The organism is Thermanaerothrix daxensis (assembly GCF_001306145.1).
GTDB classification, from domain to species: Bacteria; Chloroflexota; Anaerolineae; order Anaerolineales; family Anaerolineaceae; genus Thermanaerothrix; species Thermanaerothrix daxensis.
On record NZ_LGKO01000002.1, the window covers coordinates 288,229 to 313,812 of the forward strand.

Annotated in this window: 26 protein-coding genes and 1 pseudogene; 9 read left to right on the forward strand and 18 right to left on the reverse strand. The window is 56.5% G+C overall.

What is annotated here, in order from left to right:
- Nucleotides 1–61 precede the first annotated feature (61 nt).
- Nucleotides 62–1,300, forward strand: coding sequence for a trans-sulfuration enzyme family protein (locus SE15_RS01425; RefSeq protein ID WP_054520322.1), 1,239 nt, complete (start codon nucleotides 62–64; stop codon nucleotides 1,298–1,300).
- Nucleotides 1,301–1,685: 385 nt separating this feature from the next.
- Nucleotides 1,686–2,429, forward strand: coding sequence for a response regulator transcription factor (locus SE15_RS01430; RefSeq protein WP_160316638.1), 744 nt, complete (start codon nucleotides 1,686–1,688; stop codon nucleotides 2,427–2,429).
- Between the two features lie 18 nt (nucleotides 2,430–2,447).
- Here SE15_RS01430 and SE15_RS01435 read toward each other — a convergent pair whose 3' ends face one another.
- From SE15_RS01435 to SE15_RS01480, 11 genes and pseudogenes are all read right to left on the reverse strand, one after another.
- Complete coding sequence (locus tag SE15_RS01435) at nucleotides 2,448–3,569, reverse strand: sodium ion-translocating decarboxylase subunit beta (protein WP_054520324.1); 1,122 nt, start codon at nucleotides 3,567–3,569, stop codon at nucleotides 2,448–2,450.
- A gap of 10 nt (nucleotides 3,570–3,579) precedes the next feature.
- Entirely contained in the window at nucleotides 3,580–4,020 is a 441-nt protein-coding gene (locus SE15_RS01440) for a biotin/lipoyl-containing protein (protein WP_054520325.1), read from the reverse strand.
- On the reverse strand, nucleotides 4,017–4,394 hold the full coding sequence (locus tag SE15_RS01445) for an OadG family transporter subunit (RefSeq protein ID WP_054520326.1): 378 nt from the start codon (nucleotides 4,392–4,394) through the stop codon (nucleotides 4,017–4,019). Before SE15_RS01445 ends, SE15_RS01440 begins: the two co-directional genes overlap by 4 nt.
- Nucleotides 4,395–4,415: 21 nt before the next feature.
- Nucleotides 4,416–5,966 carry an acyl-CoA carboxylase subunit beta gene (locus SE15_RS01450; RefSeq protein WP_152965500.1) on the reverse strand — a complete coding sequence of 517 codons (1,551 nt, stop codon included), beginning with the start codon at nucleotides 5,964–5,966 and terminating at the stop codon, nucleotides 4,416–4,418.
- A gap of 181 nt (nucleotides 5,967–6,147) precedes the next feature.
- The gene (locus SE15_RS13970; RefSeq protein WP_330218233.1) at nucleotides 6,148–6,645 is read right to left on the reverse strand and encodes a YbhB/YbcL family Raf kinase inhibitor-like protein; all 498 of its coding nucleotides are present in this window, start codon (nucleotides 6,643–6,645) and stop codon (nucleotides 6,148–6,150) included.
- A gap of 52 nt (nucleotides 6,646–6,697) precedes the next feature.
- Nucleotides 6,698–7,492, reverse strand: a pseudogene (locus tag SE15_RS01455) (DUF92 domain-containing protein); the annotation flags it as partial.
- Between the two features lie 74 nt (nucleotides 7,493–7,566).
- Entirely contained in the window at nucleotides 7,567–8,478 is a 912-nt protein-coding gene (locus SE15_RS01460) for a PH domain-containing protein (RefSeq protein WP_054520328.1), read from the reverse strand.
- Between the two features lie 5 nt (nucleotides 8,479–8,483).
- A complete protein-coding gene (locus SE15_RS01465) occupies nucleotides 8,484–9,671 on the reverse strand; it encodes a DegT/DnrJ/EryC1/StrS family aminotransferase (protein ID WP_236689965.1) in 1,188 nt (395 codons plus the stop codon).
- A 70-nt stretch (nucleotides 9,672–9,741) separates the two neighbouring features.
- On the reverse strand, nucleotides 9,742–10,557 hold the full coding sequence (locus tag SE15_RS01470) for a vWA domain-containing protein (protein ID WP_236689966.1): 816 nt from the start codon (nucleotides 10,555–10,557) through the stop codon (nucleotides 9,742–9,744).
- A gap of 167 nt (nucleotides 10,558–10,724) precedes the next feature.
- Nucleotides 10,725–11,825, reverse strand: a complete 1,101-nt coding sequence (locus tag SE15_RS01475; protein ID WP_054520330.1) for an ATP-binding protein — start codon at nucleotides 11,823–11,825, stop codon at nucleotides 10,725–10,727.
- Nucleotides 11,826–11,955: 130 nt separating this feature from the next.
- Nucleotides 11,956–12,399, reverse strand: a complete 444-nt coding sequence (locus tag SE15_RS01480) for an arsenate reductase ArsC (protein ID WP_201778038.1) — start codon at nucleotides 12,397–12,399, stop codon at nucleotides 11,956–11,958.
- 361 nt (nucleotides 12,400–12,760) lie between these two features.
- On the opposite strand from SE15_RS01480, the gene speD (SE15_RS01485) reads away from it, so the two are divergent.
- From speD (SE15_RS01485) to gyrA, 4 genes are all read left to right on the forward strand, one after another.
- On the forward strand, nucleotides 12,761–13,138 hold the full coding sequence (gene speD / locus SE15_RS01485; RefSeq protein WP_160316639.1) for an adenosylmethionine decarboxylase: 378 nt from the start codon (nucleotides 12,761–12,763) through the stop codon (nucleotides 13,136–13,138).
- Entirely contained in the window at nucleotides 13,135–13,560 is a 426-nt protein-coding gene (gene speD, locus SE15_RS01490) for an S-adenosylmethionine decarboxylase (protein WP_054520332.1), read from the forward strand. The genes speD (SE15_RS01485) and speD (SE15_RS01490) overlap by 4 nt, the downstream gene beginning before the upstream one ends.
- Nucleotides 13,553–14,383: a polyamine aminopropyltransferase gene (gene speE, locus SE15_RS01495; protein WP_054520333.1), complete on the forward strand. Its 831-nt coding sequence runs from the start codon at nucleotides 13,553–13,555 to the stop codon at nucleotides 14,381–14,383. The genes speD (SE15_RS01490) and speE overlap by 8 nt, the downstream gene beginning before the upstream one ends.
- 152 nt (nucleotides 14,384–14,535) lie before the next feature.
- Complete coding sequence (gyrA, locus tag SE15_RS01500; RefSeq protein WP_054520334.1) at nucleotides 14,536–16,992, forward strand: DNA gyrase subunit A; 2,457 nt, start codon at nucleotides 14,536–14,538, stop codon at nucleotides 16,990–16,992.
- Here the strand turns inward: gyrA and SE15_RS01505 are convergent, their stop codons facing one another.
- Both SE15_RS01505 and SE15_RS01510 read right to left on the reverse strand, forming a co-directional pair.
- Complete coding sequence (locus tag SE15_RS01505) at nucleotides 16,993–17,202, reverse strand: hypothetical protein (protein ID WP_054520335.1); 210 nt, start codon at nucleotides 17,200–17,202, stop codon at nucleotides 16,993–16,995.
- On the reverse strand, nucleotides 17,195–18,007 hold the full coding sequence (locus SE15_RS01510; protein WP_054520336.1) for a biotin--[acetyl-CoA-carboxylase] ligase: 813 nt from the start codon (nucleotides 18,005–18,007) through the stop codon (nucleotides 17,195–17,197). The genes SE15_RS01505 and SE15_RS01510 overlap by 8 nt, the downstream gene beginning before the upstream one ends.
- A 131-nt stretch (nucleotides 18,008–18,138) precedes the next feature.
- Between SE15_RS01510 and SE15_RS01515 the strand changes: the two genes are divergently transcribed.
- Together SE15_RS01515 and SE15_RS01520 are read left to right on the forward strand one after the other, a co-directional pair.
- Entirely contained in the window at nucleotides 18,139–18,738 is a 600-nt protein-coding gene (locus SE15_RS01515; RefSeq protein ID WP_054520337.1) for a helix-turn-helix domain-containing protein, read from the forward strand.
- 30 nt (nucleotides 18,739–18,768) lie between these two features.
- Nucleotides 18,769–20,022 (forward strand): vWA domain-containing protein, encoded by a 1,254-nt coding sequence (locus SE15_RS01520; RefSeq protein ID WP_054520338.1) that lies wholly within the window; start codon nucleotides 18,769–18,771, stop codon nucleotides 20,020–20,022.
- Between the two features lie 262 nt (nucleotides 20,023–20,284).
- Here SE15_RS01520 and SE15_RS01525 read toward each other — a convergent pair whose 3' ends face one another.
- The 5 genes from SE15_RS01525 to SE15_RS01545 form a co-directional block, all read right to left on the reverse strand.
- Nucleotides 20,285–20,704 (reverse strand): Hsp20/alpha crystallin family protein, encoded by a 420-nt coding sequence (locus tag SE15_RS01525; RefSeq protein WP_054520339.1) that lies wholly within the window; start codon nucleotides 20,702–20,704, stop codon nucleotides 20,285–20,287.
- 189 nt (nucleotides 20,705–20,893) lie between these two features.
- On the reverse strand, nucleotides 20,894–21,952 hold the full coding sequence (locus SE15_RS01530; RefSeq protein WP_054520340.1) for an ABC transporter ATP-binding protein: 1,059 nt from the start codon (nucleotides 21,950–21,952) through the stop codon (nucleotides 20,894–20,896).
- A 21-nt stretch (nucleotides 21,953–21,973) separates the two neighbouring features.
- Complete coding sequence (locus SE15_RS01535; RefSeq protein ID WP_054520341.1) at nucleotides 21,974–22,792, reverse strand: ABC transporter permease; 819 nt, start codon at nucleotides 22,790–22,792, stop codon at nucleotides 21,974–21,976.
- A 20-nt stretch (nucleotides 22,793–22,812) separates the two neighbouring features.
- Nucleotides 22,813–23,646, reverse strand: a complete 834-nt coding sequence (locus tag SE15_RS01540; RefSeq protein WP_054521305.1) for an ABC transporter permease — start codon at nucleotides 23,644–23,646, stop codon at nucleotides 22,813–22,815.
- Nucleotides 23,647–23,775: 129 nt separating this feature from the next.
- Nucleotides 23,776–24,915, reverse strand: a complete 1,140-nt coding sequence (locus tag SE15_RS01545; RefSeq protein WP_083461765.1) for an ABC transporter substrate-binding protein — start codon at nucleotides 24,913–24,915, stop codon at nucleotides 23,776–23,778.
- A 295-nt stretch (nucleotides 24,916–25,210) separates the two neighbouring features.
- Between SE15_RS01545 and SE15_RS01550 the strand changes: the two genes are divergently transcribed.
- Complete coding sequence (locus SE15_RS01550; RefSeq protein ID WP_054520343.1) at nucleotides 25,211–25,579, forward strand: DUF309 domain-containing protein; 369 nt, start codon at nucleotides 25,211–25,213, stop codon at nucleotides 25,577–25,579.
- The last annotated feature ends 5 nt before the right edge of the window (nucleotides 25,580–25,584 follow it).

The window sequence follows — 25,584 nt, forward strand, 5'->3', positions numbered from 1 at the left end:
AGACCTACAGGTAGGTCAAATGTGTTTATAATCGAGATAACTTTCACAAAGAGGAGCAATCATGACGAGTCGGGCGCAGTACTTGGGGATCAACACGTTGGTCAATCATCTTGGCGAACACGCGGATGGCTGGGGAGCACATGTGCTTCCCATTTATCAAACATCCACTTTCCGTTTTCCAGATGTGGATACCGGCGCGGCCTTGTTTAAGGGTGAGACCCGAGGGCACATCTACACGCGGTTGAGCAACCCCAACCACGACCTTTTGGCTCAGAAGTACGCCGCCCTGGAGGGACTCGATTTGCTCCGGGCTGCCCCTGAGCACCCGCTTGAGGAGACGGTTGCGGCGCAGGTCTTTTCCTCGGGAATGGCCGCGGTTACCACGGCCATTTTGGCATGTGCCCGGCAGGGAGATGTGGTAATTGCCCAGAGGACGCTCTACTCGGCGACTTATACATTTTTACAGCAATTTGCTCCGCAGTGGGGGATTGAGGTCGTATGGATAGAAGATCCGCGCCCTGAGGGCTGGGAAGCCGCTTTCCGTGCTCATCCTCATGCCCGCCTGGCTTATGCCGAAACCCCCGCTAACCCCACCCTCTTGCTGGTGGATTTGCGGGCTGTGGCCGAAATTGCTCATCGTTATGGGGCCTGGCTGTTGGTGGATAACACCTTTGCAACACCCTACTGCCAGCGGCCACTGACCCTGGGGGCCGATGTGGTTATTCACTCCACGACCAAGTATCTGGGTGGACACGGGGTCGTTGTAGGGGGTACGGTGATCAGCCCCCATGTGGACTGGGTGCGGGGTGATTTGCATCGCCTCTACACCTGGTTGGGAGCAGTGCCTTCGCCTTTTGATGCCTGGTTAGCCGATTTGGGATTGCGCACCTTTGCCCTGCGCATGGAGCGCCATTGCCAAAACGCCATGACCCTGGCCCGCTACCTGGAACAGCATCCCAAAGTGGCCCGGGTGTACTACCCGGGCTTACCCTCGCATCCGGATCATGCATTGGCGCAGAAGCAGATGTCGGCTTTTGGGGGGATGATCGCCTTTGAACTGGCAGGCGGATTCGAGGCCGGCAAGACCCTGATGAACAACCTGCGGGTGATGACCCTGGCAGTGAGTCTGGGAAGTGTGGACACGCTGATCCAGCATCCTGCTAGCATGACTCACGCAGCCATGTCACCGGAAGATCGCCGAAAGAGCGGTATCAGTGATGGTCTGGTGCGGCTTTCAGTGGGCATTGAAGAAGTAGAAGACCTCATGGCCGACCTGGATCAGGCATTGGCTTTGCTTTAAGTCCCGAAACTCAGGGTCTTAAAAAGTAGCGCGATTCTTGACTCTTGGTATAATAAACCCGCACCGATTGTTAAAAAGCCCACCCACACTGCCTTAAGGATGATATAGAAAGAACAGCATGACGTAAGGGGTGGGACTTTCCGGGTAACGCCGGTTGAAAGGCATACGACTCATATTGGAGTTAAGGCCTGGAACACGATGAGGCGCTTTACCAAGGATTTATTTTTTATTCTGTTGATCGGTCGGCAGGCTGGTTTCCAAAGGTGGGGAAGCCATGTGGATGACATCGGCAAGGAACCCCAGTTTTACCCAAATCACCAGCCTGGGCAATTGTTGCTTTCATCGGTAGCGTAAGTCATCCAACGCTTGAGAGATGATGGTGGTGATGTCGTCAAGCGAAGTCAGGATTTTGTTAATAGAAGGAAAACGCTCGGATCGAGCTTCTTTTGCGGGTGGATTGACCAGGAAGAAGTTCCTGGTTGATTGCGTGGCCAATGGCTCGGCGGCGCTTTCGTATCTGGCGAAAAATTTACCGCACCTGATCATTGTGGATGCGGCCTCTATGCGCACCAGCGGGCGGCGAATCTGCGCTACCCTGCGCAAGAATGCTCCGGAAGTCCCGATTGTGCTAATTGTAGAAGAGAAGGCTTCTGACAACCCCGTTCCCGAAGCCAACGTCATTCTTAAGTTGCCCTTTACCTTGCAAAAACTGATCAATCGTATCCGGCCTTTTTTGCCCCATGAACCCCGCAAAGTTTTACAGGCCGGGCCGATCATGCTCGATTTGGAAAAGCGTCTGGTACGATGTGAAGATCGTCAGGCTTCCTTGACCCCGCGCCTGGTCACATTATTGCGTTTGCTCATGGAGCATCCGGGGCAGGTGGTAGATCGGGAGACCCTGTTCACTCAAGCCTGGGAGACCCAGTACATGGGAGATACGCGCACCCTAGATGTGCACATTTCCTGGCTGCGCCGCGCCATCGAAACCGATCCACGCCACCCACGGTACCTGAAGACGATTCGGGGGATCGGGTACCGGCTGGATATTGAGCCGGATACGCGCCCGCTGGATGTAATGGGTGTCATTCAGGCGGATGGCCAAGTTTCTGGCCAGCGCAATGCGGCTTGAGGAAGGCAAACCGCCCGTTTAGTGCAGAATTCCCAATGTCAATGCCAGGAGCAGGCCGCCAGCGATGACACTACCCAGCTGTCCGGCGGTATTGGCCCCCATGGCATGCATTAGAATAAAATTGTCAAAGTCCTCTTCTTTTGCCACCTGAGCCGCCAGTCGGCCGGCCATTGGAAAAGCGCTGATACCGCAGGCACCGATTAATGGATTGATTTTGCCACGGGTGATCAGGGCCATCAGTTTTCCAAAAAACAAACCTGCCACGGTATCCAGCACAAACGCCAGGAAACCCAGTCCGAGGATCATCAATGTGCGAATGTTAAGGAAAGATTGGGCCGTCATCGTGGCGCCAATGGTCAACCCCAGAAAGAGAGTGGCTATGTTGATGATTTCATTCTGGGCGGCTTTACTCAATCGTTCAACCACTCCGCTTTCGCGGAGCAGATTGCCTAGCATTAACGTGGCAATGAGAGGGGCTGCATCCGGGGCAATCAGGCTGATGGCGATGGTCACCGCAATAGGAAAGGCAATGACCACACTGCGCGGGACCGGCCGAGGGGCATATTCCATGCGGATCAAGCGTTCCCGGCGGGTGGTGAGCAGTTTCATTACCGGCACCTGGATAATGGGTATCAGGCTCATGTAAGAATAGGCAGCCACTGCCACTGGAGCGAGAATCTCCGGGGCCAGTTTCGTGGTCACAAAGATTGCTGTTGGACCGTCAATGGCACCGATCACCCCAATAGAGGCCGCCTGATTGAGGGGAAAGCCCAGAAGCAGCGCCAGGAGCAGGGTGCCATAGATGCCGAATTGCCCGGCGGCCCCCAGCAGGGCCATTTGGGGCATGGCCAGCAATGGGCGAAAATCAATCATCGCCCCGACCCCGATGAAAATTAAGAGGGGAAAAAGTTCTGAGGCGATGCCAGCCTCATAAAGCACTTTGAAAATGCCGTGCTGGGTGGACATGCCCACATTGGCCAGTACACACCCAAACCCAATCGGCAGTAACAAAACTGGCTCGTATTCCTTTATGACCGCCAGTGCCATCAGGCCAAGGCCGGCCAGGATCATAATGGCGTTACCCCAGGTAAAGCCGGCAAAGCCGCGCGTGATTTGGGTGACCAGTTCGCTGAAATCCATGGTTATCCTCTCAGTCGGCGAATTCCAGCAAGACCTGTCCGTGCTGGACTTGCTCACCCACCTGAACATGCACGGCCGCGATGGTACCGGCACGCGTGGCGCGGATGGCGTTTTTCATTTTCATGGCTTCAAGGGTAAGTAGTTCTTGTCCGTATTGGACCTGGTCACCTGCGCGTACGGCAACGGCGGTAATCACGCCCGGCAAAGGTGCCTTGACGCAGTGTTTACCAGCCTGGTTAGAGGGGGCGGGTGTCGGTGAGGGGGCGCAAGGTGCCGTAATGGGGGGCGGTGGGGGAACGGGAAGGGAGACGGACGTCGGGATGTTTTCAGTTTCTTCTTCGGGCCAGACTTCAAAGACCTCACCGTCTACCGTCACGCGAATGGGGCGAGCGGTAAGGTCTCCCACCTCTACCGTGAAGATTTGATCGTCTATTTTGATGCGCAGTTTCATCGGGCAGTACCTCGGGGTTTGCGTAAATGGGGTTGTCCGGTCGGAGCGCAGCGGCTCAAGCGATCCGCCAATTGCCAGGGGCTGGGAGTGGATGAATAGGGGGAAAGGGGTGCGCGTGCACGTTGGTGGGGCTGGAGGCTCAGGGCAACGCTCACGGCAGCTACTGCCGCTCGACGGCGGCGCTCTCTGAGAACTTCCGCAGTTTCAAGTGGTGTGGCTTCCGTTTGGACCTCTTCTGGTGCGGATGTTTGCTTTGACCTAGAGAACATGCGTACCATAACATCCATAAGCAGCCACATTAAGAGCAAGGCCAGAAAGACTAAGCCCATGCCCACCAGGGTAATCAACAAGCCTTGAGTTATCGGCGTTTCCATACGCACAACCTATTCTCGTGTTTAAAGTGGCAGGTTGCCGTGCTTGCGCACCGGGGTGGTGCTTTTCTCACGCAAGGCGTGCAGGGCTGCGATCAGTTTAGGACGTGTCTCGCGCGGTTCGATCACATCGTCAATGTAGCCGGCGCTGGCAGCAGCATAGGGGGTCAGGAAGCGTTTCCGGTACTCCTCGACCAGGCGCACTCGCTCCTGTGCAGGGTCTTCAGCCCCTTCGATTTGCTTACGGAAGAGGATATTGACCGCCCCTTCCGGGCCCATAACAGCGATCTCGGCGCTTGGCCAGGCGAAAGCCAGGTCGCCGCCCATGAACTTGCTGCTTAAGACCACGTAGGCGCCGCCGTAGGCCTTGCGGGTGATGACGCTGATCTTGGGTACAGTGGCGACGGAGTAAGCATAGAGCACCTTAGCACCATGGCGGATGACCCCGCGATGCTCCTGGTCTGTGCCGGGCAGGAAACCCGGCGAATCCACAAACGTGATCAGGGGAATGTTAAACGCATCGCAGAAGCGCACAAAGCGGGCAATTTTATCTGAGGAGTCAATATCCAGCACGCCCGCCATGATGGAGGGCTCCTGCGCCACTATTCCGACTACGTACCCGCCCAGGCGCGCCAGGCCGATGATGGCGTTTTGGGCAAAGGTGGGTTGCAACTCAATAAAGGTACCCCGGTCCATAACACGCGCGATCACTTCGTGCATGCTGTAAGGCACCGTGGGATCCAACGGCACCAGCGCATTGAGGGCTTCGTCCATGCGTTCCGGATCATCTTCCGGTTGGGTGTAAGGTGGATTTTCCATGCTGTTGGCGGGCAAGTAAGTGAGCAGGCGGCGGCAGAGGGCAATGGCTTCCTGGTCATTAGGGGCCTTGAGGTGTGCCAGTCCGCTAATACCAAGATGAACGTCAGCGCCACCCAGGGTTTCAAAGTCTACCACCTCGCCCGTTACTGCCTTAATCACGTCCGGGCCGGTGAGGAACATGTAGGACTGCTTTTCAACCATGATGATCAAGTCGGTTACGGCGGGAGAGTACGAGGCACCACCCGCACAAGGTCCCATTATCAGGCTAATTTGCGGGATCACCCCCGAATAGCGAGCATTGCGCAGAAAGACCTGCGCGTAGCCGCCGAGACTGCGCACGCCCTCCTGAATGCGGGCGCCGCCGGAGTCAATCAGACCCACAATGGGCGCGCCACTGGCTACCGCCAGATCCATCACGCGGGCAATCTTTTGCCCGTGCATTTCGCCCAATGAGCCGCCCTGGACGGTGAAATCCTGGGCGTAGGCATAGACCACGCGCCCCTCTATCTGGCCGAAACCGGTGATCACTCCATCACCAAATGTTTTATCGGCCTGTCCTGTCAGCACATCATCGCGCTGCTGGACGTAGGGCTCCAGTTCGTGAAATGTGCCGGGATCGAAGAGCAATTCAATTCGCTCGCGCGCAGTTAGCTTGCCGCGGGCATGCTGGCGGGCGATGCGCTCTTCGCCGCCAGCCAGGCGCACCTTCTCGCGCATGGCGCGCAGTTCGAGAATTCGAGGATCTTCTTCGGGCATCGCAGTCCTCTCAACCGGAAATGGGGATGGCAAGATTATTATACGGGGGGTTGTCTCTCCCCGTTAGTGAAGAAGATAGAGGGATAATCCCTGAACGGGGTGACGTTTATAAGGAATCTGAGCCGGGTATGAAGTGACAAATAACCTGTAGTGGTATGATGTTTGTCATGTCAGCAGAACGCTACCTGCCGTATTGCCCCTCCAGGGTCGCTGAAAACAGAATGCGATCCTTGATGGCACGGAGCAGGGAGGTTCTGTCCAGCCCCTTGGGTAAGGTAGCGGGGAGATTCAGCCCGTAGAGGATAAAGCGATAGCGATGGGGTGGCCCTGGGGGTGGGCATGGGCCGCCGTAGCCGAATCGGCCAAAGTCGTTGCGTCCCTGCACACCGATCCCGGGCAGGGTTTCCTGCGCGGGGAGTCCTTCTGGCAATGACTGACGCTCAGGGGGAATGTTGTAGAGCACCCAGTGAGTGAACGTGCCCAGCGGCGCATCGGGATCCTCCATGATCAGAGCGTAACTGGTTACCTCTGGCACTGCATCCCAGGATAACGCGGGTGAGAGATCTTTGCCATCGCAGGTGTAGCGAACGGGAATGGTATTCCCCTGAGCAAAGGCAGGGCTGCTCAGAAGGAGGCCGCCGGGTTTGAGGGGGATGAGCGCTCCTGAAGGGTAACGCAGGAGTTACGTGCAGAGAGAGTCCGATTACCCCTGCCAGCAACGCTGCGCTGAGAGTGCACATTGCGTTGACGCCATCATTGCTCAGCCAGCGCCAACCGCGCAGGTAGGTGGTCTGCTCACCGCAGCCATGATGTGGATGGCGCTCAGTTTCCTTGCGGCAGGCGGGGCAATAGTACATGGCTTGCACGCTGGCGCCGAGCAGTGAGTCCACCAGACTGCCGAACAGGCCGCTCAGCGTGATGAGGAACAGCGTTACCGGGGTGGGGAGTTGAAATTTCAAAAGGGGTGGGGGAAAGAGAACCGCCAGCAATGCAATCCACATGGCACCGCCCAAAGCAGCCAATGTGCCCAGCAGGGTGATGCCGCCAGCACTGCCCGGTTCAACGCGCTGTCCACCCAGAATGCGGCGGGGAGGCGCGGACGAAAGTACGCCTAACTCTGTGGCCCAGGTATCCGCATTAGCGGCTGCCAGGGCGGCTGCACCCGCCAGCCAGGGCCAGAGTGATGCGGGTTGCCAGGCGTGGAGGATCACGGCCAGCCCGGCGATCCCGCCATTCGCCAGCACCTGCCAGGCATCTCGTCGGTCACCTTTGGCATATTTTTCCCCCAAGGTGGCTTTGCGGGCGCGGGCCAGGCGCGAGAAGAAGGTGGAGGTAGTGAAGAACCCCAGGAGCAATACGGCCCATGACAGGCCTCCCAGGCCAAAATTGAGCCCCCCGAGCAATGTGGCCGCAAGGGCGCCGCTTCCGCTGAGTGCGCGAAGACGGTAGGCCAGCAGGCTGATGATCAAGGCCAGGCCGAGTCCCAGGCCTATTTGTAAGGGGTTGAATATAAACATCTTGGGCATAGGGACGTTCTTTCGGAATTCATTTTCTCGTATGGTATGGCAGGCGGATATTTGGTAAATTGGCGCAAAATATCTTATGCCCAAATGGTCAGGGCACAGGTGATCAGCAAAAGAGTCAGGGTCACGATTCCACCCCCCCACAACAGATAGGCTTTAGCCCGTCCCTCTTCCTGGCGGTAGAAGTAAAGCCCCAGGGCAAAGCCGCTGCCATAAGTGAGGGCGCCCAAGATGGGCAGCAGCATCAGGCGTTGGGCAGGCACCGGAGGTAGGGGTTGGCCTTGAGGGGTGTATCCCAAGCTGATGGTGAGGCGAGAGGCGGCCAATAAACTGGCAAGGGTGAGCAACCCCACGAGGAGCATGAGACCTGCGATGATGAGCAGACGTGCTCGGGCATCTTGCCACAAATGTCCGAGAAAGGCAGCCGGGCGGGCAGAATAAGGGGCTAAGGGGCTAAGGCTACCCATTTCCAGAGCCTGGCGGAAGGCACGCATAAAAGCCCGCGGGTCGGCAGGAGAGATGGCCAGCACCCGCTGAGGGGTTGCAATGAGCAATAAGGTGTCTGTTTCGGAGGCCAGAAATTCTACTTCCCCCAGTTCAGGTACCTTTCGACTGCCAAGGATGGCCCCGGGCCAGGCAAAGAATGGCAAGGGCAGGGCAAAGCCCAGTTCGCTACCAGGGCGAATCCACTCCACCTCTTCGAGGGGAAGGTGCTCAACACGCAATCCCCACCGCAGGCGGAGACCATCGCGTTCAATGTGGTAGGTGGCTCGCCAGAGGGCTCCTAAGCGGTAGCCGAACCACAGGCTTCCCAGTCCCCCCGTCGTGGCCAGGATCAGCCAAACCAACCAGCGTGGGCCAGGGCGTTGCTCCACCAACTGGCTGAGGGCAAGGCCCACGAGCACGAGGCTGAGCACGAATGCCAGGCCGTGGATCCAGGTACCACGCTGACGGGGAGGATGAAAAACCCAGAAGTCGCTTTCGTTCATGGCGCCTATAACACTTGTCGTAATGCATCACAGACATAATCCACCTGGTCTTCCGACATTACGCCGGAGAAGGGCAGCGCCAGGCCGCGTTCGCCCAGGTCTTCGGTCACCGGAAAATCTCCCTGCCGGTAGCCAAAACGGGTCTGCATGTAAGGCTGCAGGTGGATGGGCAGGAAATAGGGACGCACCGGTATACCTCGTTCGGCCAGACGGCTGGCTACCCCGGCGCGGTCAATGCCGGGAGCCAAGCGGATCACATAAACAAACCAGGACATGCGAGTCGTCTGGGAGGCAATATAGGGGATTTCAACGCCCGGGATGTTTTGCAGGCGCTGGTTATACCAGGCAGCCACCTGCTCGCGCCTGCGAAGAAGTTCTTCCAGACGTTGCATTTGAGCCAATCCCAGGGCGGCGCTGAGTTCATCCAGGCGGTAGTTGTATCCCAGATAAGTGTGCTGCAACCAGGTGTCGCCAGGAGCACGCCCCTGGTTGCGCAGTGCGCGCATCAGCGAGGCTCCTTCGTCGTCGTTGGTCACAATCATTCCGCCTTCACCGGTGGTGATTTGCTTATTGGGGTAGAAGCCAAAAGTGCCGTAATCACCTAACAGCCCGACTTTCCGCCCCTTATACTCGGCTCCCAAGGCTTCACAAGAATCTTCGATCAATTTAAGCCCGTAAGGAGCAGCCAAAGCCCGTAAGGTGTCCCAATCGGCGGGTTGCCCGAACACATCAATCCCCAAAATGGCTTTCAACTGCCCTTTTCGTCGTCCCACTCCCCGGCGAGGTAGCCAACGTCGGGCTGCGGTTCCCCCTTCGATGAGATCTTGGATGGCCTGAGCGGCTTGCGTGAGATCAATGTTACCAGTGGTTGGCTCTACATCCACGAATATAGGGAGGGCGTTGACATAAAGGATTACGTTTGTGGAAGCCACGAAGGAGAAAGGTGTGGTGAGCACCCAATCGTCGGGACCAATGCCGGCTGCTAAGAGGCACAAGTGGAGCGCGGCGGTGCCGGAATTGACTCCGATGGCATGTTTGGCCCCCAAGTAGCGACAAAACGCTGCTTCGAAGGCCTCAATTTGTTCCCCCATGCTCAAGGTGGGGGTATGCAGCACCTGCATGACGGCCTGTCGTTCCAGGTCGCTCAAGTCAGGTGAGGACATGGGAACGCGAATCATGGGAGAGGTCTTCATACTCCCAATTCTACCCCGAATGGGCCGCCGTTGATTCTACTACGGGCTTGGAAGGGCCAAAAAACTCTCCTTAGCGTCGGTCTTCCAGGGTGGCGGGAGGGGTGCGGGCGTTTAGTTCCTGCCGTACGGTGTAGTAGAGGTTTTCGGCGCGCATCTCCCCGGCAGTGTAGCAGGGGGCTTTGAGGTGATCGGCCAGGGCTTGTGCCAGCCCCTGGTCGAAGGCCATGTGTTCCATGTTGATCACAATGCTGTGCACACCTTCTCGGGCGATCTCATCGGCGTATAAATAGGCTTCCTCAAGCGGCGGAAGGTGGCTGATGGAGACGTTACCCGCACCATCGGTCAGGACAATTAACAGGGGCATCACATCGGGGTGGCGCAAGCGCTCGCGCTGGAGCACTTCCAGGGCCAGTTTCAAGCCGGCGGAGAGGGGGGTTTTTCCACCCACCGGGATATCGGCCAGCGCGGTTTGCGCCAGCGTCACGGAGTTGGTAGGGGGGAGAACCAAAGTTGCGCGGTCCTTCTGAAAGACAATTAAGCCCACACGGTCACGCCGTTGGTAGGCATCATTAAGCAGGGAAAGGATCGCGCCTTTGGTGGCTTGCATACGCTCAGCCACTGCCATGGACCACGAGGCATCTACCACAAAAAGGATCAGGTTGGCAGCGCGGCGCACGCGAATTTTGCGCATCAGATCACTGCGGTGGATCGAGAAGGCCACCTGCTTGCGTTCCTCACTACGTTCTTTCTGAAAAGGGGCGGCGGCGCGGAGCGTGGCATCAAATGCCAGGTCATCGATGGGGCCATTAGCGGGGCGGGCTTGAATGTAACGCCCACGCTTGCGTTCGGTGCGGGTGCGCGAACGGCGTCCGGCGAAGCGACGCATCATCTTATCCAGTGGGGTATCCAGACGCCGTGGTTCAAAGGGTTGCGCGGCCCGGACGACCTGGCCGCCATCCCACCATATGGCGCTATCCTGACGAAAGATATCCTCTCGTTGCGTCGGTTGCGGTGGGGCCTGTTCCTGCGTTTCTTGCCCCAGGGTCTGGTCAGTTAAGTTTTTTTTTGCCGGGCAGCCTCTTCTTCACGCGTGGGCATTGGCTCGGTGTGTTTGCCGGTGCTGCTCGCGCCTTGCAGTTGCTCGATGCGATCTTGCAATTCTTCCATGGTCATTTCGGCTTGCTGGAAGGGCGCTCGCTTGAGGCGATGCGGCAGGGCCAGTTCGGCGGCTAAGGCAATATCGCGGCCGCTCACGCTGGTGCGGCCCTCGAAGGCAGCATGAGCCCGGGCGGCTTTGAGAATGACCATATCGGCGCGATGACCATCCACGTTGAGAGAGGCCGTGAGGGAGGCAATGGCCAGCAGGTCACGCGACGTGTAGGTGACTCGATTAAGCAGTTGCCTGGCTTGCTCAATCTGGCGTGAGAGTTCCTGTTCTTTGGGTAACCACTCCTGGCGGAAGCCCTCCGGGTTGGCTTCGAAAGCCAGATTGCGTTCGATGATCAACACCCGCTCGCGGGGGTCACGGATACCACGGATTTCGACCGAAAGTGCAAAGCGATCCAGTAACTGCGGGCGCAGTTCTCCCTCTTCCGGGTTCATCGTTCCCACCAGGATAAAACGCGCGGGGTGACTGAAGGAAATCCCCTCACGTTCGATAATGTTGACCCCCATGGCCGCCGAATCGAGCAGGATATCCACTACGTGGTCATCAAGCAGATTGACTTCGTCAATATAGAGCAAGCCGCGATTGGCGGCAGCCAGCACCCCCGGTTCGAAATGTCGTTCCCCTTTCTGAATGGCTTTCTCGATATCAAGCGTTCCCACCACACGGTCTTCCGTGGCCGAAATGGGCAGATTCACGAAAGGAATGGGCCGTGTAGTTACCGGAAGTTCCTCGCCTCGGGCGGCGCGTTCGCGGCATTCCGTGCACCAGGTGGCGGGGGTGTCCGGATCACAGCCAAAGCGGCAGTCTGCGATCACTTTGATGTGCGGGAGCAATGCCGCCAGTGCACGCGCGGCAGTGGACTTGGCCGTGCCACGCTCACCCCGGATGAGAACGCCCCCAATGCGCGGATCAATGGCGTTTAGGATCAGGGCGCGTTTCATTTGCTCCTGACCCACAATGGCAGTAAACGGATAAATCACGGGCATGGGTGATCGCCTCTCTTGCTACCAGTAGACTTCAGCAGAGTAAGTTTACCACGTTTTGGCAGCCTGAGGCGAGCCTGTCCATTCTTCCTAAGGGTATTGGAGCGGGCACGAAACGCAGAGAGAAAAAACTTTATCCGGGTGTGTTGGTCAAAAGGCCCAGTTCATCCAGCCAGGCGCGGATACGTGCCGCAATCTGGTCTCGGACCTGGCGAAATTTCTGTAGTCGGACCTCTTCACTGCCCTCGCACGCGGCTGGGTCTTCAAACGGCCAGTGCAGGCGCACCCCCTGGCCGGGAAAATACGGGCAATTCCTCTCAGCATCTGCACAGACGGTGATCAGGTAATCGAAGGCTAATTTCCCTTGATATACTTGCAAGGATTTGGAGGTCTGCTGGCTGGCGTCAATGCCCAATTCAGCCAGGACTTTCAAAGTCATGGGGTGGATGCCCTTGGGCTCAATCCCGGCGCTGTAAACCTCGAACCAGTCCCCAGCATAATGGCGCAGCAGGGCTTCTGCCATCTGACTGCGGGCAGAATTGCCGGTGCACAAAAATAGAACGCGTTTCACGCTCATGGGGCAAATCTCATTGGAATTTTTTTTGATTTTAACGATTTCTGGTTAAGAAAAATCAAATAAAAGGTTAGGGTCAGGTTAATTCCGTGAAAAAATGGCCCCAAAATATTGACATTTTAGGCAATATCGTTGAAAATAAACCTCCGACTGCAGACGATAAGGGGTGATTTCACCTCACTGCTGCCCACTCCCCGCTCGGGCAGCGGCGGGGCAAGGGGAAGGGGTTTTGGTGGGTTTCCTACCTGCTGAGGCCCCCTCTATCTTTTATCCGCCTTCCTGAGCGAGCGGGAGGAAGCCTGCTGGCTGACCACCCCGGACGTTGCAGCCAATCTATTCCAAAAAGAAGGAGGTTTATGGACAGTTGGACGGGCAGCTGCGCTTGGGGGAACACTATATTTGTGATCTCTCAAACTGCAACCGAGAACTGCTCTACGATAGCGAGCGTTCCCGCGATTTGTTCTTCCAGGCAGTGAGAGATAGTGGGTTAACCATTATCAGCGAGGGCTACTATCCTTTCAGCCCGCATGGTTTCACGTGTTTTCTCTTGTTGGCCGAGTCCCATGCGAGTTTGCATGCGTGGCCGGAATATGGTTACTGCGCTATCGACCTGTTCACCTGTAACCTGGACCTTGATGTCAAGCCGTTGGTGGACAAACTGATTAGCCTGTTCGGTGCTCAAGACGCTCAGATCAAAGTGGTCAGCCGCTCTGCGGTCTGCCGGGAGGAGTGCCCAGCATGAACGCCTCGCTGGAATCCCCAATCCTGGTCCGCTACATCATGGAAGAGCCGGGGGTGCCGGCTACGGGCGAAAAGCCGTGGGGATGGCACCTGGTGCTTAACCTCTACGAATGCGATCCAGAGCGCATCACCTCAGCGGAGGTCATCCGTCAGTTCGTCATTGACCTTTGCGACTTGATTCACATGCGCCGTTTTGGCGAGCCGTTGATTGTTAATTTTGGTGAAGACCCGCGTGTGACCGGGTATTCCCTGGTTCAACTCATTGAAACCAGCAATATCACTGGGCACTTCGCCAATCAGTCCAATGCTGCTTACCTTGATATCTTCTCGTGCAAAGAGTTCGATCCCGAAGTGGCCACACGCTTCTGTGTGGAGACCTTCCGAGCCAGAAAATTCAGCGGAGTGTTCATCAACCGTGGCTGAGACCTGGATTACCGAGCAACTCCATTCCTTCTACCGCCAGTCGTTGCATGTGAAGAAGGTGCTGGTGGACGAGCAAACGCCCTACCAGCACCTCCAACTGGTGGAAGCCGAATTCTTTGGCAAGGTGCTGATCCTGGATGGGATCATTCAGCTCACCGAGTATGACAACGCTGGCTACCACGAGATGATCACGCACGTACCCATGCTGGCGGTTGAGGATCCGCGCACGGTGTTGATCGTCGGCGGTGGAGATGGCGGCAGCCTGCAGCAGGTTTTGCGTTACCCTTCGGTGGAGCGCGCGGTCGTGTGTGAATTGGACCGGCGGGTGGTGGAGGTCTCACGTGAGCACTTCCCTGGCTTTGGCGATCCCTTCAGTGATCCGCGGGCAGAGGTGGTCTTTCAGGATGCCTTCACCTACCTGGAGAATCCCCCTCACACATTTGATGTGATCGTCTCAGATACCACCGACCCGATCGGACCTGCGGAGAGGCTCTTTAGCCCGGATTTCTTCCGTCGGCTGGCGGCAGCACTTAATCCGGGCGGGGCGATTGCCATTCAAAGCGAGCAAATGTTTTTCGACCAGGCGCTGATCCGCGATATTTACCGCTTTGCCAAGACGTTATTCCGCTCCCCCGCCTACTACTACACCCTGGTGCCCACCTACCCGGGTGGTGGGATTGGGTTTATGTATATGTCGGATGTGCCCTGGACGAACGGGCTCAACAAACCCTACCCGCCTGGCCAGATGAACTATCTCAATCCGGAGGTGCACCGCGCGGCCTTTGCTTTACCCGAGTTTTTCCGGCGGATTCTGGAGGGCTAGGCACGGTTCACATTGAGGGTGGCCCTTTCGGTGGTAAGGAACGCGTCTCTCGCAGGTGCCCCCTGCGAGAGATTTTTTCTCTCGCGCACCGGGTGCGGTATAATCCTAATGTTGCCTAAAAACAGGTTTATTTTTTGGAATGAGAGAAAACGATGGAAGTAGGCACGGTTTTCCCGGTAGATATTGATGAACAGATGCGCTCGGCGTATCTGGATTATGCAATGAGCGTGATCGTAGCCCGGGCATTGCCCGATGCGCGCGATGGTCTCAAGCCGGTGCATCGGCGCATTCTTTATGCCATGCACGAATTGGGTTTGCGCTCGAACGCTCCCTATAAGAAGTCTGCGCGTATTGTGGGTGAGGTATTGGGTAAGTATCACCCCCACGGGGACATGGCCGTCTATGATGCCATGGCGCGCATGGCACAGGATTTTTCCATGCGCTACCCGCTGGTGGATGGGCAGGGCAACTTCGGTTCGGTTGATGGCGACGCCCCTGCAGCCATGCGTTACACGGAAGCCCGCCTGAATGCCCTGGCTGAGGAGATGCTGGCGGACATTGACAAAGACACTGTGGATTTTACCGATAACTTTGATGGCTCACTCAAAGAGCCGGTTGTTCTGCCTGCCCGCTTGCCCAATCTGCTGCTCAATGGTGCTTCGGGAATTGCGGTTGGAATGGCAACGAACATCCCGCCGCATAACCTGAACGAACTCAGCGCCGCCATTGCGTATGTCATTGATCACTACGATCAGATTGATGAGATAACCGTAGATGACCTGATGAAATTCCTGCCCGGCCCGGATTTTCCCACCGGGGGGGTGATTGTGGGGCAAGAGGCCATTCGTCAGATGTATTCCACCGGGCGAGCCCGTCTGACGGTGCGCGGGCAAGCGCACATTGAAGAGATCCGAGGTGGGCGCTTTGCCATTATCATCACCGAAATACCCTTCCAGGTCAATAAGGCCAGTTTGATTGAGCGGATTGCCGAGCTGGTGCGTGAAGGACGCATTGACACCATCTCCGATTTGCGAGACGAATCGGATCGGCGCGGTATGAGCATTGTGATCGAACTTAAGCGCGGCGCGCAACCGCGGAAAGTGCTCAACCAGTTATATAAATTCACACCCTTGCAGATCACCTTCGGGGCGCATTTGCTGGCCCTGGTGGAGAATGAACCGCGCGTACTCTCGCTAAAACGTGCTCTGCAAATCTACATCGAGCACCGGCGCGAAGTCATTGTCCGCCGCTCACGCTTTGAACTGGAAAAGGCGCGTCAGCGTGCGCATATCCTTGAGGGTTTGCTCATTGCTCTGGCCAATCTGGATGAGGTGATTCAACTCATTCGCCAATCCTCGGATGCGGATGTGGCGCGCAAGCGTTTGATGGCGCGATTTAAACTCAGCGAAGCCCAGGCACAGGCTATCCTCGAAATGCCCTTGCGCCGCCTGGCGGCCCTGGAGCGCAAGAAGATTGAGGAGGAGCACAAAGCCCTGCTTAAGCAGATTGCTACGCTGGAGGAATTGCTGGCCTCACCCAAGAAGGTGCTCAAAGCGATCAAAGCCGATTTGCAGGAATTAACGGAGAAATACGGCGATCAGCGCCGTACGCGCATCGTGGTCGGTGAGAAAGAGGATTTTGAAGAGGAAGATTTGGTCCAGGATGAGCCTGTGTTGATCATCCTGACGCAGAAGAACTACATAAAGCGCGTCTCTCCCCTGGCCTTCCGTACTCAAAATCGGGGTGGGCGAGGCGTTACCGGCCAGGCCCTGAAGGAAGAAGATGAAACCCTGATGCTTCTAGCGGCCCGCACGTTGCACACCGTGCTTTTCTTCTCCGATCGGGGCAAGGTGTATGCTGAAAAGGTGTACCAGATCCCAGATGCCGGGCGTACCGACCGCGGTTTGCCAATTACCAACGTGCTTTCGCTGGAGAGCGGTGAGCGCATCACCGCTGCTGTGGCGGTGCCGGACTTCTCGGCTGCTCAGTACTGCACAATGACCACGGTGCGCGGCAAGATCAAGCGGGTAGCGCTGGATGAATTTACCAATGTGAGGGCTTCTGGGTTGATTGCCATTACGCTGGAAGAGGGGGATGAACTGGGGTGGGTCCATCTGACCAGCGGGAAGGACGAACTCATCATCCTCACGGCTCAGGGGCAGGCTCTGCGTTTTCGAGAGGAAGAAGTGCGTCCGATGGGTCGTCCGGCGGCGGGCGTGATTGCCATGAAACTGCAACCCGGGGATCGCGTGGCCTCTATGGACGTGGTACGCCCGGATGCTGACCTGCTCATTGTGACCGAAAAGGGCTTTGGAAAGCGCACTGCACTCAAGGATTTTCCGCGTCACTCGCGAGCCAAATCGGGGGTGGCTGCATTGCCTTCAGCCTCAATGAAAACCAGTGGTCCTGTGGCTGCTGCCCGGGTGGTGCAGGAAGAGGATGAAGTTACCTTGATCTCTGCTGGCGGGGTGATGCTGCGGTTGAAGGTCAAGGACATCCGCCGAATGACGCGTACCGCGCGCGGGGTGCGTCTGATGGAGCTGGATAAAGGCGATACTGTGGCCTCCCTGGCCCGAATTGCGGCTGCCGATTTGCGCGCGGGCGGATGATCAGAATAACATCATCCGCCCGGTGACCACCAGACACAGCATGCCCAGCACTACGGTCATCAGGAAAAGCAGGAGCGAAAGGACAAAGCGCTGGGCAGCCGTCATTCCTAAGAACTGGCCTCTGCGCCGCCGGCGGCGCGTTGAAGGGGGAGTGGGTTCCTCTTCTTCAGAAAACGAAAAGTCAATCGAACTGCGTAAATCGTCAAGCATCCTCACCTCCTGAGGATTCGGCGAATGATGACTCGAGTGGACGAATCTCACCGGCGGTCACCCAGTGATCACGCCCATCTTCCAGGTGCAGGTGCAGGTGTCCAGCGGGGCTCAATCCTACCAGGCGCCCGATCAGCGGTGGGTTCAGCCCATCTTCAATCTGCACCCACTCATTCCGAAATGCCAACCGGTTTTCCCAGGCGCTCATAAATTCGGGGGAAGCCAGATGTGCGCGCCAGGCAAGGTAAGCCTCGAGTACCTGGCGCAGTACCTCCCAGCGCGAAATCGGACGCCCCAGGGCTTCTTCCAGGCTGGTGGCAGGGTAGCGGAGCAAATGGCTAGGCGGGACGGCGGCACGTCCTACATTAATCCCAATCCCCAAAACGGCCCCCTGCAAGCGATCATCGGCCCAGGCCAGTTCAACCAGAATGCCGCAGACCTTACGTCCGGTAATCAGGACGTCGTTGGGCCATTTGATTTGTGCATTCAAGCCGTACCCCCTTTCAAGGGCTTGGACCACTGCCAGGGTCCCCAATGCCGTCAGACGCTCCGGTGGCAGGGGAGATCCTGCGTCAGGGCGTAAGATCAAGGTGAAAGCCAGCCCTGCTTCAGGAACGGTGACCCAGGTACGCCCCAGCCGGCCACGTCCCTGCGTCTGAGAACCCGCGATCACCAATGCCCCATCCGGCGCACCGCCTTCCAACCAGGCCAGAGCAACATCATTGGTGGATCCTACTTCCTCATAGTAATGCCAGGCGGGCAGGTTGAGATCCGCAAGCATTTGCTGAATTATGGGATCTTCCATGCAAGTAATTATATACCCTTTGCGTTTGAGATCGGCCTTGCTGGCTGAGCAGGAGAGTGTATTAGCGGTTTATTGGGATAACCAGGAGACACCTTTACATTATTACGTAATACTGATATAATATAATTGATATGGAAAACCCGTCTCTCACTTCCAAAAAGCGCTATTTGATTCACGAACTGGCGGAAATTAGTGGGGTGACTCCGCGCACCATTCGTTACTACACCGATGTGGGGTTATTGCCTCCACCCTATACAACAGAAGGACGTTATGCCCTCTATGGCGAAGAACATCTGGAACGTTTGGAGGTGATACGGCGGTTAAAGGAGGCCTTTCTTCCACTGCGCGAAATTCACGTACTGCTCAATACCCTCAACGCCGAGCAACTGCGTGAATTTCTTGACCAGATTGAACAAACTCGACAGGAGACTCCATCAAAGCCAGGAGAGAGCGCACTTCGCTACATTGATGCGATTCGAAAGGGGGAGGTGCCTATCGAAGAGCCTGCAGAAGAACCATTTTATGACCCAAGAGACAAGATTCGTGTCCAACGCCTGCTATACCGTCTGCGGGAGGAGACCAGCGACCCCGATACAGCCTCGCCGAATTGTTGGGAGCGCATTGTGGTGACCCCCGATGTCGAGGTCCACATTCGGGTAGGGAGTGATCCCCTGCTAAGGAGCAAGGTTAATCGGCTGATCGAGTTCATTCACCGTTTGTTCAGGTCCTAAGTCTTGTAAATTTTCATAAGGAGGTGTCGCATGAGTGCTTCTGCGCTGCACCTGCGCGTAGCAGGTGATGGGTATCGAATTGCCCGTGAGGCCCCTACTCAACGCATCCTTGAAATCGAGATCACGGCCCCTGCATCATCAGCCGCAAAGGACGAACGTCCAGCGCTCAATTTGACCCTGGTTATTGACCGCAGCGGTTCGATGAGCGGTGGGAAGTTAGCATATGTCAAACGTACGGTTATCAATCTGCTGGATTTGCTAAAGCCTACAGATCGTCTCGGGCTGGTGATTTACGATGACGAGGTTGAGACTCTTAGCAAGAACGAATTCCTCACCAGTCGCCACCGCCTTTTCCTGGGCGAGCAGATCCGCAGAATCACGAGCGGGGGAATGACCAATCTGGCTGGTGGATGGCTGACGGGGTGCGAGCGTGTCGCCGAGGCAGCCAGTGACAATGCCATCAATCGCGTGCTGCTGTTGACCGATGGTCTGGCCAATGTGGGGATGACCGATCCTGAGGAACTTGCCCATCACGCGGCTCAGTTGGCGCAACGGGGGGTATCCACGTCTACCTTTGGAGTTGGCGAGGATTTTAACGAGCACCTCCTGGAACGCATGGCCACACAAGGGGATGGGAACTTTTATTACATTGACTCCCCCGAAAATACTCAGAAGATATTTGAACAAGAATTTGGTGAGTTGCTGACCATCACAGCCAAGAACCTCGCCCTTCAGATGACTTTGCCCAAAGAGGTTACCTTTAAGGTCTTTGGAGGATGGCGTCTTTACGAAGAACAAGGCGGCTATCGGCTTGCCTTGGGGAATCTAGCGGCAGGGCGCTCACTGCGGTTGTATGTGCAATTGCAATTTCCACCGGCTGGGAATGAAACTGCACTTGCGATGTCGTTTAAAGTGCATGCCGCCTCCTGGGACGATCGGCCCCTCGAATCAGCAGCGGGTTTAACGTTCTACTATGCGAGCCAGGCGGAGGTGGTGGCAGACCCGATTAATCGGGGGGTGATGGAGCGCTATGCCCGTGTCCGATTGGCAGATGTCAGTCTGGAGGCGTTAGCACTGGAACGAGATGGCAGGTATGAAGAAGCGAGCCGCTTACTAACAGGAGTGTATCGTGAACTGGCGAAATATTTGCCGGCTGAGGAGAGATCCCACTACGAACACCTTATCCAGCGCATGTCTCACGGAATGCAGGCGATGGAACGAAAAGTGCTTGCCCGCGGAGCCAATCTCCTACGCCGCTCTCGTGAAGACCTTTTCGACAAATGATAGATGGTTTAGAGGTGCTTGTTTTCTTGTCTGATATCCGCTGTGCCGGCGTTTAGGGGGAAGCCGTTGCATTGTACCCGACGGGGTAAGGTTCAGGCAATGACCTTGCCCCGTCGGGCGATTTTGTCTCTGCGAGTCCGGTGTTACTTTGTCATCAAGACCGGTGGCTTGTCTCCATTGTGAGTTGGAACCTTTCCGCGTCGCAAGCCTCAATAATAAAAAATACAACTCCCACACTTAGGTGGGAGTCAGGAGGGGAGGGTTATCGGCTCACAACTTTAATCGTACGTGGGCGGGCAGCCGCGGCTTTGGGCACGCGTAGTGTCAGCACCCCGTCTTTGAGGCTGGCTTCAGCAGAGGCAGCATCCAGTTCATCCGGCAGGTGGATCACTCGCATGAAGCGACCTTGAGGGCGTTCCCGCAGGATGTAAGTTGCCTTTTCGTCGGCTTCGGTCTTGAGCTCACCCTGTAATGTGACCGTATTATCCTGAATCTGGATTTGGATGTCTTCGGCTTTCACGCCGGGTAGGAGAGCGGTGATCTCATAGCCGTTATCATCTGCACGCACATCCACCGGCACCCATACCGTTGGGGATTCCTCAGGCCATTCCTCGTTCAGAGCACGATCCAGCCAGCGCCGCATCATCCAGCGACCATAAGGCATGCGCATGTACATCATCATAATCTACCTCCTTTACTTTTTCCCATTGACTTATTGGGCTTGTTCCTTTGCCCAATCTTGCTCTGATCATAGGGGAGAACTGTTGGAATTTGGCTAATGAAACATAAACGTTCTATATGAATCTTCTAGATAAACGAAAACGCCCGGTTGGGCTACCAGGCGTTCGGCAGTTTGGATTTTATGTGGGGATCAAGCCTCGCTAATAATCCAGCAGGCATGTGGAGGAAAGTTGATTATGACCTGGTCACCGGGGCGAGGCAAAGCCAATTGGCGCTCATTGAATAAATCGGCCAAAACCTCGCGTCCTTGCAGGTCTACGCGTACCCGCACAATGGCACCCAGGAACATGACATCCAACACCCGGCCCTCAACGTGATTACGCCCCTCGATATGTCCCAGGTTCATCTCTTCTGGGCGCAGTGCCAGGGTCACGGTTTGCCCGCGATTCAGGTGGGGGGCGGGATCAACCTGGAGGAGCGAATTGCCAAAGCGAACCAGTCCGCGCTTGGGATCTTCGACAGTAACCGGGATGAGGTTGAGTTGCCCGATAAACGAGGCCACAAAGCGGGTCTGGGGGTAGTTATAGACCTCAAAGGGTGTTCCCACCTGCTCAATTTTGCCTTCGTACATGACGACAACGCGATCCGAAAGCGAGAGAGCCTCTTCTTGGTCGTGGGTCACGTAAATGGCAGTGATTCCCAGCGTCTGTTGAATGCGACGGATCTCCGAGCGCAATTCCACCCGGATTTTGGCATCCAGGGCCGAAAGCGGCTCATCCAGCAGTAGCACCCGTGGCTGGATGGCTAGCGCCCGCGCCAGCGCCACCCGTTGCTGTTGCCCACCCGAAAGCTGGTAGGGATAGCGATTTTCAAAGCCGCTCAAGCGAATCAGGTCGAGCATCTCCCCCACCGTTTTGCGGATCTCCTCCGGGGGGCGTTTGGCGACCTTAAGCCCAAAGGCGATGTTATCGGCTACGGTCAGGTTGGGGAAAAGTGCATAGGATTGAAAGACCATGCCGATGTGGCGGCGGTTCGGGGGTAAGAAAGTGATGTCCACGCCATCCAGAATGATGCTGCCACTGCTGGGGGTTTCAAAACCGGCAATCATCCGCAAGGTGGTGGTCTTACCGCAACCGCTGGGGCCGAGGAATGAGACAAATTCTCCCCGCTCGACCTCCAGGTTGAAATCCCGGACGGCCAGGGTTTGACCGAAGCGTTTGGAGAGATTGCGAATGCTCAGATATGCCATATCCCCTTCACCGAAAAGGATTTAACGTGCGCCAAAGGCCTGGTCGCCACCCAGGGCACGCCGGCCCACGAACTGGAAAAGCATGGTAAACGCCCAGGTGAGGGCGAAACTGATCACTGCCAGCGCTGCGCCTTCGTAGGCGCGATTTTGCCCAACCTGAGACATATATGGCCCAAAGGCTCTTAACCCAACCAGGAAACTGGCCATGGTTAATTCGCCCATCACAATGGTAATGGTCAGGAAGGCGCCGCTGAGGATGGCGCTGCGCAGGTTGGGGAAGATAATCTGGGTGATGATCACCCACCAGCCGGCACCCAGGCTCTGCGCGGCTTCGGTCAGGGTGCGGATGTCAATGGCTTGCAGGCCCGTATCCACAGCCCGGTAGAGATAAGGCAGCACCAGCACCACGTACCCGGCTACCAGCAAAATCTGTGTGCCGGTGAAGGAGTTGGTGAGCAGCAGAGGGGGGCGGCTAAAGACACGTATCAAGCCGAAGACCAGCACAATCGCCGGCACGACAAACGGCATCAGGGTAATAAATTCCACTACCGGGCGCAGTTGGGGGAGGCGCAGGCGAATCCAATACGCAGTGGGTACCACGAGGATCACACCCACCACCACCGTTAGCAATGCCATTTCCAGCGAGAACGTAAATGCGCTGGCAAAGCGGGGATCACTGAGCACGCGCTGGTAGGCCAGGGCACTGAGCACGCCTTTGCGTGCTCGCAATGAGAAATCAATGGTGGCAATGAGCGGTACAAAGAAGTAAAGACCACCTAAGAAGAGGATGAACCATGAAACCAGGCGCTGGCGCAAGGGGGCACGCTGATTTTGATCCATAGAAGCCTCCTAATCCCTCATCAGCGGCGCAGCCAGCGCTCGCTTCGCCGACGTAAGACGTAATAAATGGCCATGTTGATCGCCATGATCACAATCATTCCGAAGGACAACGCATAGCCCAGCCCAGGGTTGTAGAGCACATCTCCCATGATTTGCGCACCAATGAGGATGGTGATCAAGTTAATTAGACCGCCAGTCAATGAGAGGGCTGTGGCATAAGCACCAAATGCATTACCGAAGAGCAGAATGATAGCTCCAAGGATGGAGGGGGTGAGGATGGGCAGGGCGACCATACGCCAGTAATCCCAGGTGCTGGCTCCCAGGTTCTCTGCCGCTTCGCGCCATTCGCGTTTTAGCCCTTCCAGGGCAGGGGCAATGATGAGCACCATAAGCGGAAATTGAAAGTACATGTAGGTAAGGCTTAGGCCCCAGAAGGAGTACAGATTGAAACCAATCTCATAGATATCCACTCCCAGCGTTTTGAGCAGTACGGTGACCATTCCCAGGCGGCCCAGCGTAGCCACAAACGCAAAAGCCAGGGGCACGCCGGCGAAGTTTGAAGCCACCCCGGAAAAGGTGAGCAGGGCATCACGTGCCCAACGGGGTAGCCCGCCCAGAGTAACCGCATAGGCCAGGAGAAAACCAAATAGCCCGCCCCCCAGCGCGGTAGTCAGGCTAATGCGAATGCTGATCGAGTAGGCGCTCAAAATGGAGGGGGTGAACAGACTGCGGATGTTATCCAGGGTGAAGTGTCCCTGGGTGTCGCGGAAAGAGCCTACCAGGAGCGAGAAAGAGGGCAGTAGCATGAACAGGGCGGCGAAGATGAAGAAAGGGGCTACCCCTATCCACACCATTAGCCCGCTGCCGGGGCGGGGGCGGGGTGGAGAGAATTCTGGGGAGGGCTGCACAGTGGCAGCCCTCCCTCCGGAAGACGTTGGGACGGCAGGGGATGAAGGCGAGAGACCACTCATGGTGGTTTAATTTTACTTCACTTCGGCTCCAACGACCTTGTCCCAATTTTCAGCAATGTAGGTCTTTGCCGCATTCAGTTGCTCGATGGTGGGGAATACGGCTTTGGCATATAACTCGGCAGGTGGGAGCTCCGCTAGAAGGTCCGCCGGGATGACATTGCGCTTGAGCATGTCGTCAAAGCGGATGGGGTGGCAGCCGCCTTTGAGCCAGATCAATTGACCCTCATCTGAGTAGAGGAACTCCATCCACAATTTCGCGGCATTCGGATGCGGGGCGTAAGCGCTGATGGCCTGGATGTAAACCCCTGCAATGACACCGCTCTGAGGAATGACGACCTCAATTTCGGGGTTGCCTTCCAGAGCTTTCTTATCGGCCAAGGCGTTGTAATCCCAGCGGAAGACCACCGGGGTCTCGCCTTTGGCGATGGTGGACTGTTTGGCAATCACCGGGACAAAGTTGCCCACCTCGTTTAACTTCTTGAAATATTCCAAACCGGGCTGAACGTTATCCAGTGAACCCCCATTGGCCAGGGCGGCGGCATAAACGCTCATCTGCGCCTGAGCCGAGAGACGCGGATCCCCTGCCAGCGCCACCTGATTCTTGTACTCTGGCTTCAACAGGTCTGCCCAATCCTGGGGGACATTCTTGACCACATCTTTGTTGACCTCGAAAGCCATCACGCCGTAGTAATCGCCGTACCAGTAACCATCGGGGTGCTTGAGATTCTCGGGGATGGTGTCCCAGGTTGAGACCTTGTAGGGCATGGCCAGTTGTTCGTCCACTAACTGGGGGCCGAAGGCATAACCGACATCAATGACATCTGGGGCTTGAGGGCCTTTGCTCTCTTTATTGGCCTTAATGGCTTCAATTTCCTCGGCCGAACTGGCATCGGGGTTCAGTTCGTTTACTTGAATGCCGTACTTGCTCTTGAAGGTTTCGATGGCTTCGCCGTAGTTGCACCAATCGTGCGGCAGGGCAATGGTGGTGAGCATGCCTTCCTTTTTCGCTGCAGCGACCAAGTCGGCCAGGGGACCGCTCTCACCACCGGTGGTTGGGGGTTGGGTTGGAGCGGCGGTCGGCGTACCCGCGCAGGCGGCCAGGAAGGCCACCAAGACAAGCAGGCTCACCCAGCGGAAGAGACGAGACAGCATGGGGGCTTTCATATTCTTTTCCTCCTTTTTGGGGGTTTGGGTATGGGGAATACATTCATTTTATACCAGATTGTGCGGCTGGATTTTAGATATACCTGGTCAAATCTCGGTTAAGATTGGTTAAAAGAGCGGTTGTTAGGTTGTTAAAGTTCCTGAAATCCAGGTTTGGAATAGCCTGCATACTGCCTGAGAGGCTGTGCTATAATCGCCTCGATCTCAATTCTGGGATTTGGTCATGTGCTTTGACTTTTCTTCCTTCTCCCTACCCTCTGAACCCGACCCATGTCGGGGGGACATGCACCCTCAAGCCCGGTTGGGGCTAGACTACTTTGATGCGGGGCAGTACTTTGAGGCTCATGAGGCTTTAGAGACAGCCTGGCGCGAAACGCCAGGCCCACAGCGCGCCCTTTACCAGGGAATTTTGCAGGTGGGAGTGGCTTATTACCACATCTTGAATGGGAATTTTCCTGGAGCGCTCAAAATGCTGGCCCGCGCCCAGGAAAACCTGGAGCCTTTTAGTGGTCCCTGCCTGGGCATTGACGTGCCCCAATTACGGGAAGATGCCCGGCGGGTCGAGCAACTGGTGCGTGCCCTGGGCGAAACTCGCTTGCATGAGTTCAACCGGGCGTGGTTAAAGCCCATCCCCTATCATTCTCGTTCTTGATGAGG

Coding starts and splice junctions, on each gene's coding strand:
- SE15_RS01525 (WP_054520339.1), bottom strand. CDS start 20,704: ATGATGATGTACATGCGCATGCCTTATGGTCGCTGGATGATGCGGCGC.
- SE15_RS01435 (WP_054520324.1), bottom strand. CDS start 3,569: ATGGATTTCAGCGAACTGGTCACCCAAATCACGCGCGGCTTTGCCGGC.
- SE15_RS01505 (WP_054520335.1), bottom strand. CDS start 17,202: ATGCTTGACGATTTACGCAGTTCGATTGACTTTTCGTTTTCTGAAGAA.
- SE15_RS01520 (WP_054520338.1), top strand. CDS start 18,769: ATGAGTGCTTCTGCGCTGCACCTGCGCGTAGCAGGTGATGGGTATCGA.
- SE15_RS01545 (WP_083461765.1), bottom strand. CDS start 24,915: ATGCTGTCTCGTCTCTTCCGCTGGGTGAGCCTGCTTGTCTTGGTGGCC.
- SE15_RS01450 (WP_152965500.1), bottom strand. CDS start 5,966: ATGCCCGAAGAAGATCCTCGAATTCTCGAACTGCGCGCCATGCGCGAG.
- SE15_RS01515 (WP_054520337.1), top strand. CDS start 18,139: ATGGAAAACCCGTCTCTCACTTCCAAAAAGCGCTATTTGATTCACGAA.
- SE15_RS01460 (WP_054520328.1), bottom strand. CDS start 8,478: ATGAACGAAAGCGACTTCTGGGTTTTTCATCCTCCCCGTCAGCGTGGT.
- SE15_RS01540 (WP_054521305.1), bottom strand. CDS start 23,646: ATGGTGTGGATAGGGGTAGCCCCTTTCTTCATCTTCGCCGCCCTGTTC.
- SE15_RS01470 (WP_236689966.1), bottom strand. CDS start 10,557: ATGCGTCGCTTCGCCGGACGCCGTTCGCGCACCCGCACCGAACGCAAG.
- SE15_RS01430 (WP_160316638.1), top strand. CDS start 1,686: ATGTCGTCAAGCGAAGTCAGGATTTTGTTAATAGAAGGAAAACGCTCG.
- gyrA (WP_054520334.1), top strand. CDS start 14,536: ATGGAAGTAGGCACGGTTTTCCCGGTAGATATTGATGAACAGATGCGC.
- speD (WP_054520332.1), top strand. CDS start 13,135: ATGAACGCCTCGCTGGAATCCCCAATCCTGGTCCGCTACATCATGGAA.
- SE15_RS01535 (WP_054520341.1), bottom strand. CDS start 22,792: ATGGATCAAAATCAGCGTGCCCCCTTGCGCCAGCGCCTGGTTTCATGG.
- SE15_RS01425 (WP_054520322.1), top strand. CDS start 62: ATGACGAGTCGGGCGCAGTACTTGGGGATCAACACGTTGGTCAATCAT.
- SE15_RS01510 (WP_054520336.1), bottom strand. CDS start 18,007: ATGGAAGATCCCATAATTCAGCAAATGCTTGCGGATCTCAACCTGCCC.
- SE15_RS01480 (WP_201778038.1), bottom strand. CDS start 12,399: ATGAGCGTGAAACGCGTTCTATTTTTGTGCACCGGCAATTCTGCCCGC.
- SE15_RS01445 (WP_054520326.1), bottom strand. CDS start 4,394: ATGGAAACGCCGATAACTCAAGGCTTGTTGATTACCCTGGTGGGCATG.
- SE15_RS01475 (WP_054520330.1), bottom strand. CDS start 11,825: ATGCCCGTGATTTATCCGTTTACTGCCATTGTGGGTCAGGAGCAAATG.
- SE15_RS01465 (WP_236689965.1), bottom strand. CDS start 9,671: ATGAAGACCTCTCCCATGATTCGCGTTCCCATGTCCTCACCTGACTTG.
- SE15_RS01550 (WP_054520343.1), top strand. CDS start 25,211: ATGCACCCTCAAGCCCGGTTGGGGCTAGACTACTTTGATGCGGGGCAG.
- SE15_RS01440 (WP_054520325.1), bottom strand. CDS start 4,020: ATGAAACTGCGCATCAAAATAGACGATCAAATCTTCACGGTAGAGGTG.
- SE15_RS01530 (WP_054520340.1), bottom strand. CDS start 21,952: ATGGCATATCTGAGCATTCGCAATCTCTCCAAACGCTTCGGTCAAACC.